Origin of the sequence: Streptomyces avidinii, from assembly GCF_014650695.1 — a bacterium.
Taxonomy (GTDB): domain Bacteria; phylum Actinomycetota; class Actinomycetes; order Streptomycetales; family Streptomycetaceae; genus Streptomyces; species Streptomyces avidinii.
In genome coordinates this window covers 742,101-764,873 of sequence record NZ_BMVL01000002.1, presented here as the reverse complement: position 1 = coordinate 764,873, position 22,773 = coordinate 742,101, and the positions used below count along the sequence as shown (strand labels likewise).

Below are 22,773 nucleotides of genomic sequence, written 5' to 3'. Positions count from 1 at the left end.
ATGCACACGCCGAGCCGGCCCGAAGACCTCGAACACCCCGAACTGCTGTGGGCCAGGGCGGTGACCATGGCCATGGTGGACACCGCGTGTTCGACCAATACCGAGTTCGCCCTCGACGGCGACGGCGTGTGGTGCCACACCACCGGCGCCGGCGGCTGGTGGCGCCTGACCGTACTCGACGGGGGACGCGCGGTGTTCTGCGGGCAGGACCCCGACGGCAGCCACACCCACGTCGGCGGCGAGCAGATCGACTTCCTCGCGGGCGGCCCCGACTGGCTGCCCTGGGAACTCCTGCGGGACGATGCCGCCGGCAACCTCTTCGGCTTCGTCTACTGGTGGGAGGACGGCGCCTGGCACCGGATCCCCTACCCGGACCAGGTGCGGGAGGACGGACTGGAGGGCGCCGCGGCCTGGGTCGGCGCCGACGAGGCGGAGTACCTCGGACTGACCGTGTCCTCGTTCGACGTTCCGAGCGCGATGGAACGCGGCCTGACCGAGGCCATCGCCCGGTTCGGGGCGCTCGCGCGGGAACGCAAGGCCGACGCGGCCGCCGTGGCGGCCCTGCTGGCGGCGGCCCACACCGAAGGCCGGCCGGCCCCGCGCCTCGACGCGGCCATCGACTTCGCCACGCGCGCGGGCATCCTCGCGTAGGGACCACGCCGGGCTGCTGCCGTCGGGACCCGTTGCCCGGGGACGGCGGTACGAGCGCCGGCGCCGAGGGCCTGCCCGGCGTCCCCCGGTCCCCGGCCGGGGAGGGGGCCGGGACGCGGGGTGCCGGGGTGCCGTACGGATCCGGGCGGCAGCCCGTCGTGCGGGCGAGCCTGCCGCATGACGCCTGGGGGAAGGGCGGCATGCGGCGGGACCCGCTCCGGAAGCACTCCACCGCGAGGTGTTCGCTTCCGTATCCACGCGTGTGACCCGGATGCCCTCCCGTAAACGCGTTCTCCGCCCGGAGTTCTGAGAATCTGAGAGCACGTCACGGTCCGTCGTGCATCGCGGAGGTCGGCCATTCGGTCGAGCGGCTCCTGTACCGCGGCTCCGGGAACTATTCTCGCGGACATGCTCGAACACGATGCCCTCAGTGCCACCCGCGAGGCCTACGACGCCGCTGCGCCCACCTATGCGCAGCTCTTCCGCGACACCCTGCGCGACAGTCCCCTGGACCGTGCGATGTTGGGCGTCTTCGGCGAAGCCGTTCGTTCGAGTGGCAACGGCCGGGTCGCGGATCTGGGGTGCGGGCCCGGCCATGTCACCGCCCATCTCGATGAGTTGGGGCTGACGCCGTACGGTGTCGACGTCTCGCCCACGATGATCGAGTTGGCCCGGCAGGCCTATCCGGGCCTGCGCTTCGACGTGGGCTCCATGGCCACGCTGGACATCGCGGACGCCGAGCTGGGCGGCATCCTCTCACGGTGGTCCGTCATCCACACTCCGCCGCAGGAACTCCCCGACATCCTGGCGGAGTTCCATCGTGTGCTGGCACCTGGCGGACACCTTCTGGTCGGCTTCTCGGCGAGCGATGGCCCGTCCCACCCGACGCAGGCATTCGATCACACGGTCGCGCCGGCCTATCGGTGGTCGCCCGATCACTTCGCCGCGTTGCTGCGCGGGTCCGGACTGGCGGAGGTGGCCCGGATGGTTCGCGAGCCGCAGCCCACCGACCGACGGCAGTTCCAGGAGGTTCACCTGCTCGCACGCAAAGCCCAATGATCAGGGCCCACTGCCCGCCGGGGCGTTGCGCCCGGAGCTGCGGCTTGCGGCTCGGTCGAGCAGGTTCGGGTCGGATCGGGTACCCCCGATGGCAGAAGCGCAAAGCCTGACGCGCCTCTTCCAGCTCATCGCGCTCGGCCTCGGACACCGCGTTGGAGAGCCGATCAATGCCGTGTTGCCGGGACTACAGCTCACCGAAACGGTCGAGGAGCTCGTGTGTCAGTGGAAGCCGACCTCGGTGAATGCGCACCCGCCCCGCTCTGCGTGAGTCAACGCCTGCCGAGATACGAGCGTCGGAGCCTGCCGGAAGTACTGGCGGTAGCCGGAGGCACGGAACTTCAAGTCGAACGCATGGCCTTCGATGTGCCAGAGCGGGAGGTCTCGCCGCCCGTCGTCCGGCACCAGTCGGTGCAGGCCGTCGATCTCCAGGTCTGGGATCGTGCCCTTGAAGCCGAGGTCACCTTCAAGGTCCCAGACGTCTTCGAAGACGAGTGTCGCCGGGGCCATCCAGAAGGAAAAGTGTGTTGCCGGCGGGACCGGGTGGACCCAACGGACGATGTAGTCGAGATCGAGGAGAAGGCGCGGCAGGATGTCCTCGGTCGGCTGTACGGACAGGCCGTGGATGGTGGCGTCGTGCCAGCCCATCTCCGTGAAGTCGGCGTCGCTCCACACGCTCTTGGAAAGACCTGACTCCTGGTGGCTGCCGTTGTCCATGCCTGTATCCAACCATTCCCCTTGCGGGGACCCCGTCATGGGTGGTGATCGACGCCAAGAGCAGGCTCGTCGCCGTCGGCCTGCCTCTGCCCGGCAACCGTAACGACTACCGGGCCTTGACCGAGTCCGGCGTCGACCGGGCCTGCCGCGACGCTCCGGTACCGGCCGACGGCAGCTACCAAGGCGCAGGGGCTCTCATGCCGCACCGCCGACGCCCGGGCCGGGAACGCCCGACGCCTCAACAGGAAGCCGGCAACGCCGTCCACCGACGGGCACGAGTCCGCGTCGAGCACGCCTTCTCCCGCGTGAAGAACTGGAAGATCCTCCGCGACTGCCGCCTGCGCGGAACCGGTGTCCACCACGCCATGCCCGGCATTGCTCCGCCTCCACAACCCGGCACTGCCCCACCCCAACCGGGGCGACCTCTAGCGCCGGCGGTCCCGGAGGACGCCGCCGGGGCCCGATGTCACCGGGCTCCGCTCGACGAGGTGGGCGTCCGTGGTGGCGTTCAGATCGGCCATGAACTGCTCGAACTGCTCCAGGAGCTGTGGCGGGTAGGGGGACATCGCGGCATCGAGGCGCCCGGCGAGCGGACCGAAGAACTCGTCCGCCCGCTCCTGGATGTGCGGGCCGCCGCGCAGGGTGACGAGGCGCCGTTCGGAGTGCTCGCGGGCGGGGCCGGACGGCGACGGCCCCGGTGACCCTCCCGAACCCCCGAACCAGGCCGGTGTCAGCCCACCCGGCCTTCACGGCCCGTGATCTCCTGCGGGTCGCGGATCATGAGGGGGAGGGTGCCGTCGTCGGCGAGGGAGGTGGCGCGATCGATGATCGACTGGTTCGAGGTGTGGAGATGGAAGCCCAGCTTCCCCCACGCGAAGACGGCCGCCGAGTGGACGTGCACCTGGTACGGGACGGGCGCGAGGCCGCGGCGGAGGAGGTCGCAGTTGAGGGCTTCCTGGCCTTCGTTCGCCGCGAACTGGCTCGTGCGGACCCAGCCGATGGGCCGGTCCGCCGGACCGGGCTGCGGGGCCGCGACCCGCAGGGCGTCCAGCTGGTCCCGGATCGAGCGGAAGTGGCGGAGCGTCACCGGTTCCGGCAGAGCAGCATCGAGACGGGTGCGGAGCTTGTCGAAATGGTCGCCCCCGAAGAGGAACACGATCGCCCGCCCTTTCTGACCGGCAGGCAGCCGGTTCAGGTGCTCGACGAGCTGCGCGATCACCGTGTCGTCGCGCTTGGAGTCGCCGGAGGCGAGGCCCGGGGTGGATTCCACCACCATGTTGGGCGCCGGCGGGATGGGGCTGATGTCCCGTTCGAGGACGAGCGTGACCTTGGGGTGCGAGGACAGCCGCCGGATGATCTCATCGCGCCGGTCGCTGTCGTAGCGCGTGTTGTGGTGGGTCTCCGTCACGAACACCACGAGCCGCTCACCGGCGGGTGCGCCGTGCAGGGCGAGCGCGCTCACGTCCTCGATGTCCACCTGGATGATCCAGTTGGTGGGGTGGTCGATCGTCTGCTGGATGGGCATGCCCCTACGCTCCTTTTCCTCGGATGCGGTGCGTCGTGCACGACGCACAGGGGCCGAGCAGCGCCGCCCGCCCCCGTTCGCGCCGCCCTCACTCTGCTCCCGCCCGGTCCGTCGGACAAGTGCGGGCGGGGCAGCAGTGGTTGCGCGGAGGGGGCGTGCGGTCACGTGCGATGGCTGCGGGAGAGGCCGGTCGGCGCTCCAGGTCGTGTATCGAAGCATCAATCGCCTCAAGAGACATCGAGCCGTGGCCACCCGGTACGACAAACTCGCGGTCCGCTACGAGGCCACCGTCCGCGTTGCCGCCATCAACGAATGGTTGTGACGTACTGGTCCGACGACAACTCGAACACCCTTACTCGCCGACCGCCGGTGGGATTGACGGTCTCACGCACCGGATGCATCCCCAGTTTGGTCATGATCCGTTCGGAGGCGTCGTTGCCCACTTGAGTGATGCTGACGATCCGCTCCAGCCCTCGCTCTTCGAACCCGAACCGTACAGCGGCCGCGGCGGCCTCGGTGGCCAAGCCCTGCCTCCAGTGGGAACGTCCGAGCCGCCAGCCGACCTCAACCGCCGGCAGTATCTCCGGCAAGAATTCGGGCACCGAAAGCCCGGTGAACCCGGCCAGCTCGCCAGTGGACCGGATCTCCACGGCGAACAGGCCGAAGCCCTGTGACTCCCACTCGCTCTCCCATGCCTGGACCCCGCCGCGAGTCTGCTGTTCGTCACGGACGCTGCCGTCACGGATCCACCGCATGACCTCGGGGTCGGCATTGATGGCAGCCATGGGCGCGACGTCTTCCTCGCGCCAGCGCCGAAGGATCAAACGGGGAGTCTCAAGCGTGACCATCCAATCATTCTGGATCACAAATGGGCTCTCCACCAGGCACTTTCGATAGACGCCCTAGGATTCCGAGCCCTGGGGAGACATCTCAGCGCGATCGGATTCGCTACGCAGGACGCAGAACTCATTGCCTTCAGGATCGGCGAGGACGGCCCAGCCCGCGCCGCCGGGCTCCCGCCGATCGGCGACCAGGGTGGCTCCGAGACTCAGCAGCCGCTCGACCTCCTCCTCGCGCGAGGTCGTCGGACGCAGGCACAAGTGGATCCGGTTCTTGACTGTCTTCGGTTCGGGCACCTGGTTGAAATACAGCAGCGGGCCGTCCGGAAGTGTCACCTGAGTCTCCCGGTCGCCCGGTCCGTCCTGGGGATGCATCGCACCACCGGTCACTTCGCTCCAGAACCGGGCCAGCTCATAGGCATCCGAACAGTCGATCGCCACGTTCTGCACTACCGAAACCATGCAGCTCAGCCTGCCCCAGTACCTCTCGTTGCACCACCGCAATTGCGTCCGGCCCCACCTGTACGTTCGGCGTCGGCTGTGGGACGCGGAACGGCGGGGACGACGCCCTCGCCGCCCCCCCCGCCCCCGCCCCCGCTCCTGCCCCGCCCCGCCCCGCCCCGTCCCGTACCGGCCGGTCGCGCGGCTACTTGAGCGCCGAGAAGGCCTTGGTGAAGGCCAGCGGCTGCTGGAGGATCGAACTGCACGTCGCGTCGGCGTGGTTGACGGCCCCGGCCGCGCACTGCTTGTCGCGCGTGGAGGACCACATGGCCAGTCGGCCGATTCCCTTCGATGCCGCGAACTCCACGAGCTGGTTCGCGTCCGCCACCGTGAAGATCTCGCTCGTGACATCGTTCACGCCGATCATCGGCGTGACGGCCACGGCCTTCCACGCCGCCGCGTCGGAGAGCCCGAGCACGCCCTTGATCTGTGCCTGCGTGGCCGTCGCGGCCTGGATGGCGTACTGGCCCATGTCCCCGCTGTACGCCGGGCCGTAGTCCATCGCCATGATGTTGACGGCGTCGACCCGTACACCGTTCTTCTTGGCGTCGGCCAGCAGTGCCACGCCCGGCTGGGTCAGGCCCTCCGGCATCACGGGCAGGGTGAAGGCGACGTCCAGGCCCGGGTGGGACTTCTGCAGCCGGGCGATGGCCTGCGCGCGGCGGGCGTTGGCCGCCGTGTCCGGCAGGGCGGCGCCCTCGATGTCGAAGTCGACCTTGGTGAGCCGGTACTGGTCGACGACCTTCCCGTACGCGGCGGTCAGCTCGTCCACGGTGGAGCAGTTCAGGGCCAGTTCGTGTCCGGCGGCCCCGCCGAACGACACCCGGACATCGCCGCCCTTGGCACGCAGCGCACCGATCTGGGCGGCGACCTTGTCGCTCGCGAGGTCCGTCACGCCGCCCCACAGCGGCGCGCAGCTGCCGCCGGAGGTGATGAAGGCGAGGTGGAACTCCTTCACGCCGGTCTTCGTCGCGGTGTCGAGCAGGTCGTACGCGGGGTACAGCGAGGTGTCCACGTACGGCGCGAAGCGCGCGCCGCCACCCCCGGGCGCGGGGGTGGCGGTGGGGGTGGGAACGGTCGCCGTGGGGGAGGGCGACTTGGTCCCGGTCGGTGCGGCGGACGTGACGGGCGCGGTGGGTGCCGGGCTCGCGGTGACGGTGGGCCGAGCAGTGGGGCGCCCGCTGGGCTGCGCGGTGGCACCCTGGTCGACCGAGCACTTCACCCCGTTGATCAGGCACGCCGTGGGGTCGCCGAGGGTGCCGGTACCACTCGCGACGAAACCGACGGTGACGGAGGCACCGGCGGCCAACTGCGCGTTCCAGGCTGCGGGCTTCACGGTGACGCGGCGACCGGAAACGGTGTGCGTGCCGTTCCAGAGCGAGTCGATCTTCGTGCCGGCCGGTAGGTCGAACTGGAGGGTCCAGTCCGACTGCGTCTGCCCCGTGCTGTTGGTGATCACGTACTGGCCGGTGTAACCGCCGCTCCAGGAGCTGGACTTCGTATAGACGGCGCCGACGGAGGTCGCCTGAGCGATCCCGGTGAAGGCGAAGGCCGCCCCACCGATCACCGCCGCGGCGACGATCGCGCCCGTGACCTTCGCCGTACGACTCGTCCTGCGCCGGTGCCCGACTGTGCTGCCCATCGCGTGCCTGCCTCTGTGTTACTGGGGAGTTGGGGATCCAGCAGCACGCTAGCCGCACCGAAACGGACATTCGTTCGTTTCGGTGCGGCCCCCATGACTCTTAGGTTCCACTTAAGGCAGGGGAAAGCGGGGGATCAGGAAGCGGCGTCGCGCAGCCCCTGCGTCCCGGGTTCGACTCCGTACATCCGCATGCGCCGAAGCCGGTGCCCGAAGACCCCGGCATGCTGCCCTGCGGGATGCGCTGCGTCTCCCACGCTGTAGGTGGCACCACTCCGGAGGGCATCCAGAGCAAGCGCGGCCGCCGCAAGCCGGTCCGCGGGGCACCGCGGTTCGGCTCGGCCCACCTCCGGCTGACGGCCCAGATGCTGACGCGGAGCACGTTCTGCTACCCGGACATCGAGGTCGGCAGCGGCCTGGTCCACGTCCCGACGGTCGGAGACAGGCGAAAGGGGGTGTCACCCGCATGCGGGTGACACCCCCCCCGTCGTGCGTCCTACATGGAGGAGTCGTCGAACGGGTTGTGCGTCACGGCCGAGGACTCGCAGCTCGCGATCACGCCGCTGCCGGCGCCGATCTTGCAGACCTCGAAGTAGGCGTTGTCGATCCAGCCGGCCTGCAAGTGTGTGCTCCACGAGGCGCTCGTCCGGCCGCTGGGCACGGTCCGCATCGACCAGACCTTGTGGCCGTTCTCGCCGTTGGTGATGAGGCGGATGCCGACGACGTAGCCGTCGGTCGCGCGGTCCTGGGCGGTGATCTGGATCGGGTCGAGACGGTAGGGGTTGAGCCGCCAGCCGATGGCCATCCGCCCGTAGTACGAGTTGGTCGAGACCGTTGCCTCGGTGCCGGACGCCGCGGCCGCGGGGCTGGCGATGAGCGGAGTGACGACGGTGGCCAGAGCCGCGGCGGTGGCGACGAGGCTGCTCTTGAGGCGCAAGGATCCCCCAGGGAAATGTGTTGGCTTGAAATGCCCACTCCAGCTCGAATCCGATCATGCCTGACTACGCATCAACTTGCTTCGCTCAGGGCGCCGTTCGGCCTTCCGTGGGCCTGCGCCGGTGGCCGGCGCGCAGCGTCTGCCTGCTGGGTACCGCGACCCCGCCGAACCCGGCGTCGGGCGTTTCAGCCGTGCGTGGCGTCGATGACGCAGAAGCGGTTGCCCTCGGGGTCGGCCAGCACCACGAAGTCGGGGTCCTCCGGGTAGGAGTCCCAATCGACGTGCCGCGCCCCCAGTGACACCAGCCGCGTCACCTCCGCCTCCTGCTCGGCCGCGTCCGCCGCGTACAGGTCGAGGTGGACGCGCGGGCGCTCCTGTACGGGCGTGACACTGCGGCCGAGCGCCAGCCCCGGGCCGCTCCCGTCCGCCGGGACCAGGACCGTCCAGCCCTCGTCCACCTCCCCGTCGCGGGGTACGTAGCCGAGCGCCCGGCTCCAGAAGTCCGCGGCCCGCCGTACGTCCGCGGCGCCCATGACGATCGTTCCAATGGTCAACATGATCCGATTCTGGCAAACCCGGTTCCCGTCGCACCTACGAAGTCACGGGTCGCCCGATCGCCACCATCGCCGCGTCGTCGTCCAGGGTGTTGCCGGCCGCGTGCGCGAGCAGGTCCGCGCACACCCGGTCCAGCAGCCCCTGCGGAGGCAGGCCCGACCACGCGGTCACCCGCTCCGCCAGCGGGTAGAAGGTGCCCGCACCGTCGCGTGCCTCCAGGACGCCGTCCGTGTAGAGCAGCAGGAGGTCACCCTCGGCGAACGCGAAGGTCTGCGCGGTGACGGCCGAGGCCACGAGCGCGGCGAGCCCCAGCGGCGGCGCCGGCCGGGACACCTCCAGCTGGACGGCGCCGCCCGCGCGCAGCACGAGCAGCGGCGGTGGATGGCCGCAGCTGACGAGGTGCAGCACCGGTTCGGCATCGGGGATCTCCAGGACGGCCGCGGTCACGAAGCTCTCGCCCCGGTTCCCGGCACCGTCCAGGTCCGTGGTGACCGCCGCCTCCAGGTAGTTCACCAGGTCCGGCAGTCCGGCCTCCTGGTGCGCGGAGGCCCGGAACGCGCCCAGTACGAGCGCCGCGTCCCCGACCGCCTCCAGCCCCTTGCCCCGGACATCGCCGATGATCAGCCTCGTGCCCTTGCCCGTCGCCGTACGGGCGGCGGCGTACAGGTCGCCGCCGATCTGGGCCTCGGCCGCGGCGGCCAGGTACACGGAGGCGACGCTCAGCGGCCCGATCCGGTCGGGCAGCGGCCGCAGGACCACTTCCTGGGCGGTCTCCGCCACCGAGCGGAGCTGCATCACTTCCTTCTCGTGCACCTCGCGCAGGTGGGCGAAGAAGGTCACGAACACCGAGATCATCACCAGCGCAATGATCTGGAAGGTGTGGTTCAGGTCGGTCAGGCTCGTGCGAGCCATCGCGACCACCACCTGGGCCAGCACGGCGACCAGACCGACGAAGGCCGTCATCCACGGCCCCGCGAACGAAGCGGTCACGGCCGGAGCGGCGACCAGGAACGGCCCGAGGTGCACGTCGGGGGGAGCGAGCACATCGACCACGGTCACGAGGGCGATCAACGCGAACGGGACCGCCAGCTGTGCGGGGCTCACCTTCGCGGACCGGTGACGACGTGGGTGCGACGGCCGGAGTTCCATCCCTCCTGCATACACCGCGCGGCGATCCGGGGCCCCGAAGCCAGGCCGTCAGGGCCCCGCCGGTATCGGGCGGGGCGCCGGCTACGGACGCGCGCCGGTTACGGACGGCGGCGGGGCTTGCCGCTCTGGCCGCTCTTGCCGCCCTTGGGGCCCCCGGAACCACCGCGGGGGTTCTTGCCCGCCGGCTTTCCGGACGCCGACCTGCCGGATCCCCCCTTGCCACCCGATCCCGCTTTCGCACCCGCTCCCGCTTCCGGGCGCTTGCGCTTCGCCTTGGGCTGCGGCGGGGTCGGTGCACGGCCCCGTGTGCTGTTCACGGTCCGGCCGCGGACGATCCCGATGAACTCCTCCACCAGGTCGGTGGTCTCGTCCTGCGGCCACGACAGCGCGACCCGCGAGGCGGGCGCGTCCGAGACCGGCCGGTAGGTCAGGTCCTTGCGGTGGTGCAGACGGGCGAGCGACTGGGGGACGACGAGCACGCCCACCCCGGCCGCCACCAGCTCGATCGCGTCCGCCGTCGTCGCGGGGCGCTCGATCGCGGGCTTGCCCGGCAGCTGCTCCCACTCCAGGGTGTCGTCGAGGGGATGGAACACGATCTCGTCGGCAAGATCCTCGACGGACACCTCGTCCGCCGCGGCCACCAGGTGGTCCTTGGGGATCACCACCACCGTGGTCTCGGTGTAGAGGGGGATCGCGCTGAGGTCCGTACGATCCACCGGCAGCCGCACGAATCCGGCGTCGGCACCGCTCGCCCGCAGTACGCCGAACACCTCGGTCGGGGACACCGCGACCAGGGTCAGCGGGACGTCGGGCAGCCGCTCGTTCCAGATACGCACCCACTTGCTGGGTGTCACCCCGGGGACATAAGCGAGCCGGAACGAATGGGGTACTTCCGAGCCTGTCACCCCGCAAGGTTACCGGTCGTGGTCGGAGGTAGCGCACACGCTCGATACTCTTGACACCATGACGTCGCACCAGAACACCCAGACGATGAAGCCCGCGACCGCGGCGAAGAAGCTGGGCGTGTACCTCGAGGCCACCCCCGCAGAGTTCCAGGAGGGTGTCGTCTCGCGCAGCGAATTGAGTGCGCTCCAGGCCGATCCGCCCCAGTGGCTGACGGAGCTGCGCGCCAATGGTCCGCACCCCCGACCGGTGGTGGCCGCCAAGCTCGGCGTGTCCATCGCGGGCCTCGCCCGCGGCGGGGTCACCGAGCCCCTCACCACGGAGCAGATCGAAGCGCTGAAGCAGGAAGCCCCCGAGTGGCTGCAGCGTGAGCGCGCCACTCAGGCCGAGGTCCGCAAGGAGACGGTCCGCATCAAGGAGAAGAACGCGGAGCGGGCCGAGAAGGCCCACGGCCAGAACTCCTGACCTGCGGTTCCACCTCCGCCGGGCCCGGCTTCCCCCTGGGGAGCCGGGCCTGACGCCTTCCCGGCGCCGGTACGTTCCAGCGCCGGTACGCCCGGTGCCGGGTACGCTCCCGCGCCGGTACGCCCCGCATCCCGTCGGGTCAGCCGCCGCTCCCGCCGCTCCCGCCGCTCCCGCCGTCCGCCCGGAGCAGCCGTACCGCCCGGTCGAGCCGGGCCCGCCTGGCCTCCGGGGTGAGTGCCTGGAGCAACGGCAGGATCACCAGATAGCGTCCGGTCCGGTCGAGTGCCTCGAACGCCTCCCGGGCCTCCGGGTGCGCCTCGAATGCCGCTGCGAGATCAGGTGGGACCGCCGCCGTCTTCTGCGACTCGTAGGCGTGCGTCCACCGCCCGTCCGCCTGCGCCCTGCGCACCTCGGCGAGCCCGGGCTCACGCATCCGCCCCGCGGCCGTCAGCTCCGCGACCTTGTCCACGTTCACCTGCGACCACAGGCTCCTGGGCCGGCGCGGTACGTACTTCTGCAGGTAGTACCGCTCGTCCAGGGCGCGTCGCTGGCCGGAGATCCACCCGTAGCACAGCCCGATGTCGACCAGCTCGTCATCGGTGACCGACGCGATGCCCGACTTCTTCTTTGCGAGCTTGATCCACACGCCCTCATGGCGCGTGTGGTGCTCGGCCAGCCAGCGCTCGAACGCCTCGGCGTCCGCAAAGCCGATGATCTCCACCCCGCCCAGTTCCTCCATGCACGCACGCTACCGCCCGCCCGCCTGGCGGGGCTCGGCGGACACGGCCCGGGACGCGACCCGGACTCCATCGACGTTCTCTCCAACGCATGCCCGCAGACATCGAGTTGGAGCACCACGATCACGGCTCGGCTCGCGGGTGCAAGCCCGGGGGCCGATGCCCGGACCGGGGCGGCTGAATGCTGAATACGGTCACGCCGTGGACGCATCACCGAAGACAGCGAGAACGCCCAGGCCACCCGGACGACCCGGACCGCCCCCCCGAACGACGCCGCCGAGGAGGGCGCGAAGGACGCGCAGACCGAGCGGAGTTCGCCACCGGGCACCGCCACCGGGCATCGCTGCCGGCGCCGCTGCCGGCACCCGCGGCCGCGCCCCGGGAGCGGGCGCCGCGGCGGGCGGGGCGCTGAATCGATTCCTCAGGCGGTCACGGTCTCGGGGCGGCTCTCGTCCCGGCGCCCGGGGGAGGCGGCGGAACGCGAGGGGAACAGCCCGTCCACGGCAAGGGCGCCCGGGCCGGTGAACACCAGCAGGAGAAAGGCCCAGCAGAACATCGCCGAGGCCTCGCCGCCGTTCTGGAGCGGCCACAGAGCTCCGGGCTGGTGCACGGTGAAGTACGCGTACGCCATCGAACCGGAGGCGACGAAGGCGGCCGCCCGGGTGCCGAGGCCCAGCAGGATCAGGGCGCCGGCGACGAGCTGGATCGCGGCGGCGTACCAGCCGGGCCAGGTGCCGGCCGCGACGGTGCCGCCACCGTGAGCACCGCCGAGGACACCGAAGAGGGACGCGGCCCCGTGCGAGGCGAAGAGCAGTCCGGTGACGATCCGGAACAGGCCGACGGCATAGGGCTGGGCATGGTCGAGACGTGTGTTCATGGGGGGAGGCTCCTTCGGTAGGGGACGGGTCCCGAAGTCGTGCCGAGGCCCTCGAGCTAGGGCGAGCCATAGGTTAGGTAGGCCTAATCGGGCTGACAAGTGCGCATTCAGGCCACCCACCGAGGGGTCACGACGCTACTGCGAGCCGGAAGGGCCGCGCCGATGGCGCGCGCAGCGTTCCCCTCCTCGGCGGCAGCGGGCCGCGTACGCGTCCGGGGCCCGGCCCATGTGGTTCCCGTGCCGGTCGGCCCTGTCCGCTGGCGTCCCGCGGACCGGTGGGGTCCGCTGGAGGCGTGAGCATCCTCCCCGGCCGCGACTGGTGGACCGGACTCCCGCCCGCGGCGGGAGCCGCCGTCATGGCCACCGGCATCATCTCCGTGGGCCTGTACCTGACCGGGTACGGCGCGGTGTCACTGGTCGCGCTGGTCGTCGCCGGGGTGCTGTGGCTCGTGCTCGCCGCCGACTTCACCTCCCGGCTGCTCGGCGACCGCGGGCGGTTCCGCGCCGAGGCCGACACGCCGGGCGCGCTGACGGCCGTCGCCGCCACCACCATCATCGGGACCCGGCTCGCGCAGCAGGGCTGGCGGACGGCGGCCGCCGTGCTGCTCGCGGTGGCTGCGCTGCTGTGGCCCGGCCTGCTCCTCAACGTCGTACGACACTGGCGGCGGCGCATGCCGGGGGCGGCCTTCCTCGGCTGCGTCGCCACCCAGGGGCTCTCCGTCCTCGCCGCCTCCCTCGCCGATGCCGGTCACCAGGACTGGCTGGCCCGGGCCGCGCTGGTCACCTTCTGCCTCGGGCTGCTGTGCTACGTGGCGGCCCTCTTCCGCTTCGACCTGCGGGAGGTGGTGGGCGGGGCGGGCGACCACTGGGTGGCCGGCGGTGCGCTCTCCATCTCCGCCCTGGCCGGATCCAAGCTCACGGCATCACCCGTATGGACCGGTTCGGCGCACACCGCCCTGCGTACCGTCACCCTGGCCCTGCTCGCCGTGTCCCTCGTCTGGTACGTGGTCCTCCTCGCCGCCGAACTGCGCCACCCCCGGCCGCGCTACGACATCCGGCGCTGGGCCACGGTCTTCCCGCTCGGCATGACGGCCACCGCCTGCCTCTCGGTGGCGGACCCGGCCGGGATCGCCTGGCTGCGCCCGCTGGGCGAGGTGCTGCTGTGGATCGCCGTAGGCGCCTGGTTGCTCACCTTCGCCGCACTGGTCGTCTCGCACCTCACCGCCGGGCGCGCGGCGCCGGGCCGCTGACCGCGGACGGCGCCCGTGCCCTGCGCGCCCGCGCCGTGTGGCGAGGGCTCCGGCACCTCAGTAGGGTCCCGGCATGGCGTACACATTCCAGGTGACCATCGACTCGGCCGACCCGCACACGCTCGCCGACTGGTGGGCGGACGCCCTCGGCTGGGAGGTGGAGCCGAGCGACGAGCCGTTCATCCGCGGCCTGATCGAGGCGGGCCACGCCACAGAGGACGACACCAAGACCCACCGCGGCACCCTCGTCTGGAAAGCGGGCGCCGCGATCCGCCACCCGGAGGGCCTGGAGCGCGCGCCCCGCGTCCTCTTCCAGCTGGTGCCCGAACCCAAGACGGTCAAGAACCGGGTCCACTTCGACGTCCGTACGGACTCCGACGACCCGCAGGCCCTGGTCCAGCGCCTCATCGCCAAGGGTGCCGAACACCTCCACGAGGGCCGGCAGGGCCCCAGCGTGTGGACGACACTCGCCGACCCCGAGGGCAACGAGCTCTGCGTCTCGCACTAGCGATGACCTGTCGTAGCGGCTTGAACAGGCCGGATCCGGCCCGTGGGGGTTCGCCCTTGCGGGCCGGCCGCACCAGGCGGACTCCCCACTCGGTGAGCTCGTGCTCGAAGGTGCGGGCGTAGTAGTGCCGGTCGGCGATGAGGGTCCGTCCCGGTCGGGAGGCTACGAGGTCGGGCTCGGCGTGGAGCAGGTCGAGCAGGGTCTGCATCACCGCGTAGAGCGCGGTCGCGAGGGAGTCCAGGTCCAGGTCTGGCGTCACAACCGCCCTTTGGACTCCCTCGCTTCATGTCATGCGCGCCGGCGAGCGGCATCAGCCCGGCGGGTGATGGCCGCCGTGCACATCACCAGGGCACTACGCCGGCGTCGTCGAAGAACCGTCCGGTGGGGCCGTCGTCGGGCAGGGTCGCGAGTTCGATGGCGATCGCCGCGCCCTGTTCGGGGGTGCGCACGCCGCGGAAGCCGTTGAGGTCGGTGGCGACGTAGCCGGGGCAGCCGGTGTTGATCAGGATGTTCGTGCCGCTCAGCTCCCGGGCGTATTGGAGGGTGACGGCGTTCAGGAACGTCTTCGACGGCGCGTACGCCGCGGACACCGGACCTGCCGTCTGCTCGGCGGCGGGTCCCGACTGCCGGGTGAGGGAGCCGACGCTGCTGGACATGTTCACGATCCGTGGGGCGGCGGAGCGGCGCAGCAGCGGCAGCATCGCGTTGGTGACGCGGATGACGCCGATCACGTTGGTGTCCACGACCGTGTGGATGGTGGCGGGGTCGATCCGGGTGGGCTCCTGTGGCATGTCGCCTGCGATGGCGGCGTTGTTGACGAGCACGTCGAGGCGTCCGGCCCGTTCGTCGATCAGCCGTGCGGCGGCGGTCGCGCTCGCGTCGTCGGTCACGTCCAGCGGTACGGCGAACGCGTCGATGCCAGCGGCGCGCAGTTTCTCCACCGCGGCGATTCGGCGCTGGTCGTCGCGGGCGCCGACGCCGATGCTCCAGCCGAGGGCGCCCAGGCCTGCGGCGATCTCATAGCCGATTCCCTTGTTCGCGCCGGTGACCAGCGCGATCGTCCGTTCAGTCATAGGGACGATGCTGCCTTCGGGCCTCGGCAGGGGTCCAAGACCGATCGGGTGCGAAACGATACCGTCAGGGTATTGATCCGGGATAGCGTGGCCGGATGGAGACCCGGGAACTGCGGTATTTCGTCGCTGTCGCTGAAGAGCTGCACTTCGGGCGTGCCGCGCAGCGGCTCGGGATCGCGCAGCCACCGTTGTCACGGGCGATCCAGCGGCTCGAACGCCGGCTCGGGGCAGTGCTGTTGGATCGGACCAGTCGCACTGTCACGCTGACCGAGGCCGGCTCGGTGCTGTTGGTCGAGGGCCGGGCGGCTCTCGACGCGGTCGCGGCCGCCGAGCGTCGGACCCGCCGCGCCGCCCTTTCCGGGACCGGCCGCCCCGGCCTGGTCCTGGTCACGAAGGCCAGCGCGTCCAGGGAACTGCTGGCGAGACTGCTCGACGCGTACGCCGCCGAACCGGGCGCGGTCGCCGTCGACGTCATCCTGTGCGGTCCGGCCGAGCAGGAACGACTCCTGCGCGAGGGCCGGGCCGACGTGGCGCTGCTGCACCGGCCGTTCGACTCGACGGCCGGATTCGATACCGAAGAGCTCAGCACGGAGAGTCAGGTTGTGGTCCTGCCGGCCGGGCATCCGCTCACCGCCCGGGCCCATGTGCACATGGCCGACATCACCGGGCTGCCGGGCCTGCCCCTCCCACGCTGGCCCGACCCCGACGGCACCTACCCGCCCGGCCCCGGCCCGCAGGTCCGCGACCATGCGCAGTTGTTGCAGCTCGTCGCGCTCGGCCGTGCCTGTGCGGTCTCACCGGAGTCGTGCCGAGCCCAACTGCACGGTGACCTCGCCGCCGTGCCCGTGCTGGATGCGCCGACCGTCACCACCGTGATCGCCTGGCCACCGCACAGCCGGTCCAGAGCCGTCGCCGACCTCATCCGGACTGCGACACGTCTCCAGTAGCTCCCGCACACCCGGCCGCGTCGTCGGGCACGGCGCCGCACGGCGCGGGCCGCAGCGGCCCGATCCGAAGGAAAAGACCTAGGCTGCCTCCGTGAACGTCATCCTCTTCGGTGCGACCGGCATGCTCGGCCGGGGCGTCCTGCGCGAGTGCCTGCGCGACGACTCGGTCGAGAGCGTCCTCGCCATCGGCCGGACCCCGCTCGGCGTCAGCCATCCCAAGTTGCGCGAGTGCGTCCAGGACGATCCGGCCGACCTGGTCTCCGCCGGGGTCGACCCGGCCGCGTACGACGCCTGCTTCTTCTGCCTCGGCGTGTCCTCCGTCGGCATGAAGGAAGAGGCGTACCGCCGCATCACCTACGACCTGACCCTCGCCGTCGCCCGGCCCCTGGCCGCCGCCAATCCCGGCATGACCTTCGTCTATGTGTCCGGAGAGGGCACGGACAGCACCGAGCGGGGCCGTTCCATGTGGGCCCGCGTCAAGGGAAAGACCGAGAACGACCTGCTCGAACTCCCCTTCCGCGCATACATGTTCCGACCCGGCATCGTCCAGCCGGTGCGCGGCGTGCCCTCCAAGGCCCGCCTCTCCCGGATGTTCTACGCGGTCCTCGGCCCCCTCGTTCCGCTCGTGCGGCGGGTCGCGCCGAACCTCGTCATCACCTCCGAAGCCTTCGGCCGCGCCATGATCGCCGTCGCCACCCCCGGCACCGAGGTACCCGGTCACATCCTGCGGCCCTCCGACATCAACCGCCTGGGTGCTGCCCCGACCAGGCATAATTGACTACCGGGCACACCCTCCCGCGCGTGAGAATGAGCCATCTCAAACCGGGAGGACCCCATGAGCCAGGAGACCCTGACTCTGCATGACCTGCTGCCCGCACAGGCGCTGGCGGACTCGATCGACGCCGGGTACGTGACCCGCAAGTCGCACCCCGAACTGCCGCTGTCCATCTACACCTACACACGGACGGCCCAGTACGAACGCGTCTGGAACGAGGTCACCACACGCTGCCGCGGACTCGTCGCCGACGACACCACCGGCGCGATCGTGGCACTGCCGCTGCCCAAGTTCTTCAACGTCGGCGAGCACGAGTCGGGTCAGCCGTACGCCCCCGCCCTCCCGGACGAGCCGTTCGAGGTGTACGACAAGGTCGACGGCAGCCTCGCCGTCGTCTTCCACTACGCGGGGCGCTGGCGGGTCGCGTCCAAGGGCTCCTTCATCAGCGCCCAGGCGACCTGGGCCCAGCGCCGGCTCGACGGCCGGGACACCGCGGCCCTGCACCCCGGCACCACCTACCTCGCGGAGATCCTGTACCCGCAGAACCGCATCGTCGTCGACTACGGCGAGCGCCGGGACCTCGTCCTCCTCGCCGCCTTCGGCCACGACGGCACGGAGGTCCCGCTCGCCGAGGCCGCGGCGCACTGGGAGGGGATCGGCTCCGTCGTCACGGTGTGGCCCGCCATGCCCATCGACGAGCTGATCGCGCTGACCGAGTCCAACACCCTGCCCGGCGGCGCCGCCGCGACCGGAACCCAGGCGGAGGGCTTCGTGCTGCGGTTCGCCTCCGGTGTGCGCGCGAAGGCCAAGCTGTCCGAGTACGTACGTCTCCACCGGGTGCTCACCAAGGTCACCGAGCGGGACATCTGGCGCGCCCACGGGATCCAGCGGTTCGCCGGCCTGCCCGCCAAGCAGCTCGCCCAGGGCCTCGGTTCCACGGTCGCCGAGATCGAGGCCTCGGACGGCAAGCCGCTCGACGCGCTGCTGGACCAGGTGCCCGACGAGTTCGACGCGTGGGTGCGCGAGGTGATCGACCGGATCGAGTCCGAGGCCGCGCTGCGCGAGCGCGCCATCGACGAGGCGTACGCGGGGCTCGTGCACCTGGCCGCAGACCGGGGGGCGTTCGCCCGCGCGGTGAAGGCACTGCCCGACCGGGAGGTCCGGGCCGCGATGTTCCTGCGCCTGGACGGCCGGTCCACGGAACTGGCCGTATGGCGGAACGTGCGGCCGGAGACGTCCGACCCCTTCACGAACGACGAGGAGAACTGACCCGTGTCCGAAGAGACACCCACCCCTACGGACGCCACCGCCACCGCCGCCGCGACCGCAGACGCCACCGTGCCCGCACCCGTGGACGCCGCAGCGGCCGTGGCCGCCGCCGAGGAGGCCCCGCTGCCCGTCGTCCACGTGATGACGGGCCTGCCCGCCTCCGGCAAGACCACGGCCGCGCGCGCCCTGCAGGCCGAGGCCGGAGGCCGCATGCGCCGCGTCAACCTCGACGACCTGCGTCTCATGCTCGACCTGCCGGACCCCGCGCGCGGCCGCAGCTTCGCGCACGAGCAGACGGTACTGGCCGTCCAGGACGCGGCGGTCCGCGCTGCGGTCGACGGCGGTTTCGACGTGGTCGTCGACAACACCCACCTGACCAAGCACATCCCCAAGCGGCTCAAGGCGGCCGTCGGCGGTCTCGCGACCTTCGTCGTGCACGACTTCACCGACGTCCCGCTGGAGGAGTGCCTGCGCCGGGACGCCGCCCGGGAGCGCCAGGTCGGAGAGGAGATCATCCGCATCCTGGCCGAGAAGCACCAGAAGGCGCGCAAGGGCGGCTGGCGGCTGACCACGGAGTGGATGAACGGCGGGGCGAGCGGCGTGGCCGCGCCGCCCGTGACGCAGTACGTGCCCGACCCGTCCCTGCCGGCGGCGGTGATGTGCGACATCGACGGCACGCTCGCACTGACCGGCGACCGGGGGCCGTACGACTTCTCGCGCTGCGAACTCGACCTGCTCAACGAGTCGGTACGGCACGCGCTCGACGCCTTCCGACGCGCCGACGGCGACGTGATCGTGCTGCTGTCGGGCCGCGGCGAGGAGCACCGCCCGCAGACCGAGTCCTGGCTGCGGCGCCACGAAGTGCCGTACGACGAGCTGTGGATGCGCGCGGCGGGTGACACGCGGCGCGACGACGTGGTCAAGGCGGAACTCTTCGACACGCACGTGCGCCACCGGTACGCGGTCCGGATCTCGCTCGACGACCGGGACCGGGTGGTGGCGATCTGGCGCCGGATGGGCCTGCCCACCTGGCAGGTCAACTACGGCGACTTCTGAGGGCCGGCGCCGTGACGGGGGTGCTGATCGTGGATGCCGCGAACGTCGTCGGCTCGGTGCCGGACGGCTGGTGGCGGGACCGGCGGGGCGCGGCCGTTCGGCTGCGCGACCTGCTCGCGGGCCGGGGCGGGGACGAGGAGATCATCCTCGTCGTCGAAGGCGCCGCCCGGGGCGTCGAGTCCGTCCCCGGTGTACGGGTGGACCCGGCGCCGGGGAGCGGCGACGACCGGATCGTGGAGCTGGCCGCGGCGTACGCGCAGCGCGGCTGCGTCGTGGTCACGGCCGACCGTGAACTGCGGGAACGGGTCCGGGCGTACGGCGCGCAGTGCGTGGGACCGCGTGCCGTACGCCCGGCGGACTGACCTGCTGACCTGCTGACCGGATACGGGTCAGCGGCAGTACTTCACCTCGGAGAGGTTCTTGACGTAGCGGGCGGAGATCCAGCGCTCCTTGTCGTACGCGACCTTGGGCTGGGCCTCCTGGTTCCAGTCGCTGTTCCGCTCGGCCAGGCGGTACCAGATGTTGTTGCCGTCGACCTTCTCGCCGCGCTTCTTGCACGAGATCTGGACGCGGCTGTTCGGGTACACGCGGCCGAGGGCCTGCGCGCGGGTGCTCGGCTTGCTGCGGACCGTCAGCGGACCCTTCGACACGACCCGGCCGGTGGCGCGCTCGCCGGGGTACACGACCCCCGGCTGCGACCCGCCGACGACGATCTCCCGCGGCCCCTGGGCGTCCGCCGGGCCGTCGTCCGCGACGGCGGCGCCCGCTCCGACCAGACCGAGAACCAGGCTTCCGGTGGCGAGAGCGAGGGTGGTTCTGGTGGGCTTCAGCATGAGCCGGCTCCTCTACGAAGACATCCGCCCGGCCGCGACGCGCGGCGCGGGGCTGGCAACCGGGCGGTTGCCAGGGACGACTATGGCGAGGACGGGGGCCGTAGCCCCGGTGGCGCACCGCCGTTTAACCCGATATGACCAATTTGGCCACCCGGAGTGCGCCGGAAGGGTGCCGGAAGGGCCCCCGGCCGGTGAACCGCGAACCCTCGCCGAAGGCGTCCGGCCGCGCCCGGGCCCTGGTCCCCGCACGCGAGTTCGGCCCGGCCACCCGGATGCCCTGATCGCGCGGTCCGGCGTGCGGGCGGAGGCGGCCCGCGCCAGAGTGGGTGCCATGGGTATCGATGACTACGGCGGCGGCGCCGGCGCACACGAGAGCGGCGTCCTCGTCGTGACGACCAACGACGTTCCCGGCTACCGGGTCGAGCGGGTGATCGGCGAGGTCTTCGGCCTCACCGTCCGCTCCCGCCACCTCGGCAGCCAGATCGGCGCGGGACTGAAGTCGATGATCGGCGGCGAACTGAAGGGCCTCACCAAGACCTTGGTGGAGACCCGGAACCAAGCCATGGACCGCCTCATCGAACAGGCGAAGGCGCGCGGCGGCAACGCCGTTCTCATGATGCGCTTCGACGTCACCGACGCCTCCGATGTCGGCACCGAGGTGTGCGCGTACGGCACGGCAGTGGTCCTGGTCCCCGCCTCCACCTGATCCCCACCGGCACCTCCGGTCACGTGGTCCAGGACGATGCTCCTGCGCGCCGTCGTGCACCGCCGGTACGGTGGTGGCCCGGCGAGGAAGGGGCGGCTCGATGAGTCAACGCAAGTCCGCGGCAGAGGTGTTCGACGAGATGGGCGAGCGCTACGAGGAGCTGTTCGGGCGCGTCCCCGGTCAGCTGGCCGCGCTGGACTGGCTCACCGCACGACTGCCCGCCGGGGCACGGGTGCTGGACGTGGGCAGCGGTACCGGCCGGCCCACGGCGGAGGCGCTGTCCCGGGCCGGCTGCGCCGTCACCGGCATCGACGTCTCGGCGGCCATGGTCGAACTGGCCCGTACCAGGGTGCCGCAGGCCCGTTTCGAGCAGGCCGACGTACGCACCTACACGCCGGAGCGGGCCGATTTCGACGCGGTGTGCTCCTTCTTCCCGCTGCTGGTGATGGACCAGCCGGAGGTCGCCGGGGCCCTCGACCGCATGGCGTCCTGGGTCGCGCCCGGCGGGTACTTCGTGATGGCCACGGTGCCGGGGGACATCCGGGGGCTGGACATCGAGTGGATGGGCCACGAGGTCACCGTCAGCAGCCTCTCCACTGCGGACCACCTGGCCAGACTCGCCGACCGGGGCCTGGAGGTGCTGCACCACCACACCGCGCACTTCCAGCCCGCCGACGACCGGGCGGGCCCGGAGGAACACCTCTTCTGCTACGCCCGCCGGAGCGTGTGACCGGCCGGGCCGGCCTCGTGGCCGCCCGCCGGACGATCCCGTCGGCCACGAGCACCGCGTCCGACCGCCGTACGGAGCCGGGCGACTCAAAGGGACGGGGGTGTCCGGTCGCCGCGGGGCGCCCGGTCGTCCGCCCGCGGCGTGCGGTCCGGACGCAGACCCGCGGCCAGCCCCACAACCACCACCAGCAGCCCCAGCCACACCGCCGGGCCCGGGACCCCGCCGCCCGCGAGTACCCCCGCCCCGGCCGCGGCCAGGGGCGCCACCCCGGTCAGCAGCCCGGCGCGGCCCGCGCCCACCGCGGCCACCGTGCGGTACCAGAGGAGGAAGGCCACCGCCGTCACCACGACGGCGAGGTATCCGGTGGCCGCCCACTGGCTCGCCCGCAGTGACATCACCCCGGTCGGGCTCTCGCAGACGACGGTGAGCCCCACGAGCATCAGCGCCCCCAGCCACACCGCGTGCACGGACACCCCCCACGCACCGTGCCGGCGCAGCACCGGCACCGCGAGCAGGGTGAAGCCGGCCTCGCAGCCCAGCGCGAGCGCAGCCCAGCCCACCCCGGCGGCGTCGGTCCGCCCCGTCCCCTCGACCAGTACCGCCCCCGCCACCACGACCGGTGCCGCCAGCAGCACCCGGCGACTCGGCCGCCGCCCTTCCAGGAACGGGCCGATCAGACCCAGCAGAATCGGTACGGAGGCCACCGCGACGGCGATCACGGCCGGCTCGGCATGCGCCACCCCGCGGACCACGGCCACGTTGAACAGCACCAGCCCGGTCGCCGCGATCCCCGCCAGCCACAGCCACTCCCGGCCGCGCGGCCTGTGGATCGGTACCCGGGCGGCCCGGGCCAGGGCGAACAGCAGCAGCGCGGCGGCGGCGTACCGGACGGCCTGGGTGGCGAACAGCGGGGCGTCGACGAGCGCCCGCGAGACCGTGACGCTGCTGCCGACCAGCGCCATCCCGGCGATGCCCGGCGCCAGGTCCCGTACCGAGGTGGATGGGGGACCGGGAGCGGGAGCGGGGGAGGGTACGGGAGCGGAAGAACGAGTGCGGTGTGTCTGCATGCGGTCCA

Annotated in this window: 27 protein-coding genes and 4 pseudogenes; 15 read left to right on the top strand and 16 right to left on the bottom strand. The window is 71.6% G+C overall.

Annotated elements, in window-relative coordinates:
• Positions 1–651, top strand: coding sequence for a hypothetical protein (locus IE257_RS07855; protein WP_189966004.1), 651 nt, complete (start codon positions 1–3; stop codon positions 649–651).
• Between the two features lie 408 nt (positions 652–1,059).
• Positions 1,060–1,710 carry a class I SAM-dependent methyltransferase gene (locus IE257_RS07850; protein ID WP_189966002.1) on the top strand — a complete coding sequence of 217 codons (651 nt, stop codon included), beginning with the start codon at positions 1,060–1,062 and terminating at the stop codon, positions 1,708–1,710.
• Between the two features lie 219 nt (positions 1,711–1,929).
• On the opposite strand, the gene IE257_RS07845 is transcribed toward IE257_RS07850, so the two are convergent.
• The gene (locus IE257_RS07845; RefSeq protein ID WP_189966000.1) at positions 1,930–2,424 is read right to left on the bottom strand and encodes a hypothetical protein; all 495 of its coding nucleotides are present in this window, start codon (positions 2,422–2,424) and stop codon (positions 1,930–1,932) included.
• A gap of 41 nt (positions 2,425–2,465) precedes the next feature.
• On the opposite strand from IE257_RS07845, the pseudogene IE257_RS07840 reads away from it, so the two are divergent.
• A pseudogene (locus IE257_RS07840) lies at positions 2,466–2,853 on the top strand (transposase family protein); the annotation flags it as partial.
• Here the strand turns inward: IE257_RS07840 and IE257_RS38035 are convergent.
• Together IE257_RS38035 and IE257_RS07830 are read right to left on the bottom strand one after the other, a co-directional pair.
• Positions 2,850–2,990 carry a hypothetical protein gene (locus tag IE257_RS38035; RefSeq protein WP_229920184.1) on the bottom strand — a complete coding sequence of 47 codons (141 nt, stop codon included), beginning with the start codon at positions 2,988–2,990 and terminating at the stop codon, positions 2,850–2,852. The pseudogene IE257_RS07840 and the gene IE257_RS38035 overlap by 4 nt on opposite strands.
• Positions 2,991–3,154: 164 nt before the next feature.
• The gene (locus IE257_RS07830) at positions 3,155–3,949 is read right to left on the bottom strand and encodes a hypothetical protein (RefSeq protein ID WP_189965998.1); all 795 of its coding nucleotides are present in this window, start codon (positions 3,947–3,949) and stop codon (positions 3,155–3,157) included.
• Positions 3,950–4,154: 205 nt separating this feature from the next.
• Between IE257_RS07830 and IE257_RS38030 the strand changes: the two are divergent.
• Positions 4,155–4,271: pseudogene (locus IE257_RS38030) on the top strand (IS5/IS1182 family transposase); the annotation flags it as partial.
• Here IE257_RS38030 and IE257_RS07825 read toward each other — a convergent pair.
• The 3 genes from IE257_RS07825 to IE257_RS07815 all read right to left on the bottom strand — a co-directional run bounded on the left by IE257_RS07825 (position 4,255) and on the right by IE257_RS07815 (position 6,931).
• Positions 4,255–4,797, bottom strand: coding sequence for a GNAT family N-acetyltransferase (locus IE257_RS07825; protein WP_189965996.1), 543 nt, complete (start codon positions 4,795–4,797; stop codon positions 4,255–4,257). The pseudogene IE257_RS38030 and the gene IE257_RS07825 overlap by 17 nt on opposite strands.
• Positions 4,798–4,851: 54 nt before the next feature.
• The gene (locus IE257_RS07820) at positions 4,852–5,250 is read right to left on the bottom strand and encodes a VOC family protein (protein ID WP_189965994.1); all 399 of its coding nucleotides are present in this window, start codon (positions 5,248–5,250) and stop codon (positions 4,852–4,854) included.
• A 184-nt stretch (positions 5,251–5,434) separates the two neighbouring features.
• Positions 5,435–6,931 (bottom strand): cellulose binding domain-containing protein, encoded by a 1,497-nt coding sequence (locus IE257_RS07815; protein ID WP_189965992.1) that lies wholly within the window; start codon positions 6,929–6,931, stop codon positions 5,435–5,437.
• 299 nt (positions 6,932–7,230) lie between these two features.
• Between IE257_RS07815 and IE257_RS38025 the strand changes: the two are divergent.
• Positions 7,231–7,326: pseudogene (locus tag IE257_RS38025) on the top strand (DUF3626 domain-containing protein); the annotation flags it as partial.
• A 98-nt stretch (positions 7,327–7,424) separates the two neighbouring features.
• On the opposite strand, the gene IE257_RS07805 reads toward IE257_RS38025, so the two are convergent.
• From IE257_RS07805 to IE257_RS07790, 4 genes are all read right to left on the bottom strand, one after another.
• A complete protein-coding gene (locus tag IE257_RS07805; RefSeq protein WP_189965990.1) occupies positions 7,425–7,865 on the bottom strand; it encodes a hypothetical protein in 441 nt (146 codons plus the stop codon).
• A 185-nt stretch (positions 7,866–8,050) separates the two neighbouring features.
• Entirely contained in the window at positions 8,051–8,422 is a 372-nt protein-coding gene (locus tag IE257_RS07800; RefSeq protein WP_189965987.1) for a VOC family protein, read from the bottom strand.
• A 34-nt stretch (positions 8,423–8,456) separates the two neighbouring features.
• A complete protein-coding gene (locus IE257_RS07795; protein ID WP_189965985.1) occupies positions 8,457–9,569 on the bottom strand; it encodes a PP2C family protein-serine/threonine phosphatase in 1,113 nt (370 codons plus the stop codon).
• 98 nt (positions 9,570–9,667) lie between these two features.
• Positions 9,668–10,474, bottom strand: coding sequence for a LysR substrate-binding domain-containing protein (locus IE257_RS07790; RefSeq protein WP_189965983.1), 807 nt, complete (start codon positions 10,472–10,474; stop codon positions 9,668–9,670).
• Between the two features lie 58 nt (positions 10,475–10,532).
• On the opposite strand from IE257_RS07790, the gene IE257_RS07785 reads away from it, so the two are divergent.
• Positions 10,533–10,937, top strand: a complete 405-nt coding sequence (locus IE257_RS07785; protein WP_189965981.1) for a DUF5997 family protein — start codon at positions 10,533–10,535, stop codon at positions 10,935–10,937.
• 139 nt (positions 10,938–11,076) lie between these two features.
• Here the strand turns inward: IE257_RS07785 and IE257_RS07780 are convergent, their stop codons facing one another.
• Complete coding sequence (locus IE257_RS07780; RefSeq protein ID WP_189965979.1) at positions 11,077–11,676, bottom strand: YdeI/OmpD-associated family protein; 600 nt, start codon at positions 11,674–11,676, stop codon at positions 11,077–11,079.
• Between the two features lie 419 nt (positions 11,677–12,095).
• A complete protein-coding gene (locus IE257_RS07775; protein WP_189965977.1) occupies positions 12,096–12,551 on the bottom strand; it encodes a DoxX family protein in 456 nt (151 codons plus the stop codon).
• A gap of 293 nt (positions 12,552–12,844) precedes the next feature.
• Here IE257_RS07775 and IE257_RS07770 point away from each other — a divergent pair, with 293 nt between their 5' ends.
• The gene (locus tag IE257_RS07770; RefSeq protein ID WP_229920183.1) at positions 12,845–13,801 is read left to right on the top strand and encodes a tellurite resistance/C4-dicarboxylate transporter family protein; all 957 of its coding nucleotides are present in this window, start codon (positions 12,845–12,847) and stop codon (positions 13,799–13,801) included.
• A 73-nt stretch (positions 13,802–13,874) separates the two neighbouring features.
• Positions 13,875–14,309, top strand: a complete 435-nt coding sequence (locus IE257_RS07765; RefSeq protein WP_189965975.1) for a VOC family protein — start codon at positions 13,875–13,877, stop codon at positions 14,307–14,309.
• On the opposite strand, the pseudogene IE257_RS39590 reads toward IE257_RS07765, so the two are convergent.
• Positions 14,305–14,514, bottom strand: a pseudogene (locus tag IE257_RS39590) (IS982 family transposase); the annotation flags it as partial. The gene IE257_RS07765 and the pseudogene IE257_RS39590 sit on opposite strands and share 5 nt — an antisense overlap.
• Positions 14,515–14,650: 136 nt before the next feature.
• Complete coding sequence (locus IE257_RS07760) at positions 14,651–15,382, bottom strand: SDR family oxidoreductase (RefSeq protein ID WP_189965974.1); 732 nt, start codon at positions 15,380–15,382, stop codon at positions 14,651–14,653.
• Between the two features lie 95 nt (positions 15,383–15,477).
• On the opposite strand from IE257_RS07760, the gene IE257_RS07755 reads away from it, so the two are divergent.
• From IE257_RS07755 to IE257_RS07735, 5 genes are all read left to right on the top strand, one after another.
• Entirely contained in the window at positions 15,478–16,329 is an 852-nt protein-coding gene (locus IE257_RS07755) for a LysR family transcriptional regulator (protein WP_189965972.1), read from the top strand.
• Positions 16,330–16,420: 91 nt separating this feature from the next.
• Complete coding sequence (locus IE257_RS07750) at positions 16,421–17,107, top strand: Rossmann-fold NAD(P)-binding domain-containing protein (protein ID WP_189965970.1); 687 nt, start codon at positions 16,421–16,423, stop codon at positions 17,105–17,107.
• Between the two features lie 57 nt (positions 17,108–17,164).
• Entirely contained in the window at positions 17,165–18,373 is a 1,209-nt protein-coding gene (locus IE257_RS07745; protein ID WP_189965968.1) for an RNA ligase, read from the top strand.
• 3 nt (positions 18,374–18,376) lie between these two features.
• The gene (locus IE257_RS07740; protein WP_229920182.1) at positions 18,377–19,429 is read left to right on the top strand and encodes a phosphatase domain-containing protein; all 1,053 of its coding nucleotides are present in this window, start codon (positions 18,377–18,379) and stop codon (positions 19,427–19,429) included.
• A gap of 11 nt (positions 19,430–19,440) precedes the next feature.
• Positions 19,441–19,791: an NTP pyrophosphohydrolase gene (locus tag IE257_RS07735; protein ID WP_189965966.1), complete on the top strand. Its 351-nt coding sequence runs from the start codon at positions 19,441–19,443 to the stop codon at positions 19,789–19,791.
• A gap of 27 nt (positions 19,792–19,818) precedes the next feature.
• Here IE257_RS07735 and IE257_RS07730 read toward each other — a convergent pair whose 3' ends face one another.
• A complete protein-coding gene (locus tag IE257_RS07730) occupies positions 19,819–20,262 on the bottom strand; it encodes an SH3 domain-containing protein (RefSeq protein ID WP_189965964.1) in 444 nt (147 codons plus the stop codon).
• 331 nt (positions 20,263–20,593) lie between these two features.
• Here IE257_RS07730 and IE257_RS07725 point away from each other — a divergent pair, with 331 nt between their 5' ends.
• Together IE257_RS07725 and IE257_RS07720 are read left to right on the top strand one after the other, a co-directional pair.
• Positions 20,594–20,968: a YbjQ family protein gene (locus IE257_RS07725; protein ID WP_030389243.1), complete on the top strand. Its 375-nt coding sequence runs from the start codon at positions 20,594–20,596 to the stop codon at positions 20,966–20,968.
• 100 nt (positions 20,969–21,068) lie between these two features.
• Positions 21,069–21,698: a class I SAM-dependent methyltransferase gene (locus tag IE257_RS07720; protein WP_189965962.1), complete on the top strand. Its 630-nt coding sequence runs from the start codon at positions 21,069–21,071 to the stop codon at positions 21,696–21,698.
• An 86-nt stretch (positions 21,699–21,784) separates the two neighbouring features.
• Here the strand turns inward: IE257_RS07720 and IE257_RS07715 are convergent, their stop codons facing one another.
• Positions 21,785–22,765, bottom strand: coding sequence for a DMT family transporter (locus IE257_RS07715; protein ID WP_189965960.1), 981 nt, complete (start codon positions 22,763–22,765; stop codon positions 21,785–21,787).
• Positions 22,766–22,773 lie beyond the last annotated feature (8 nt).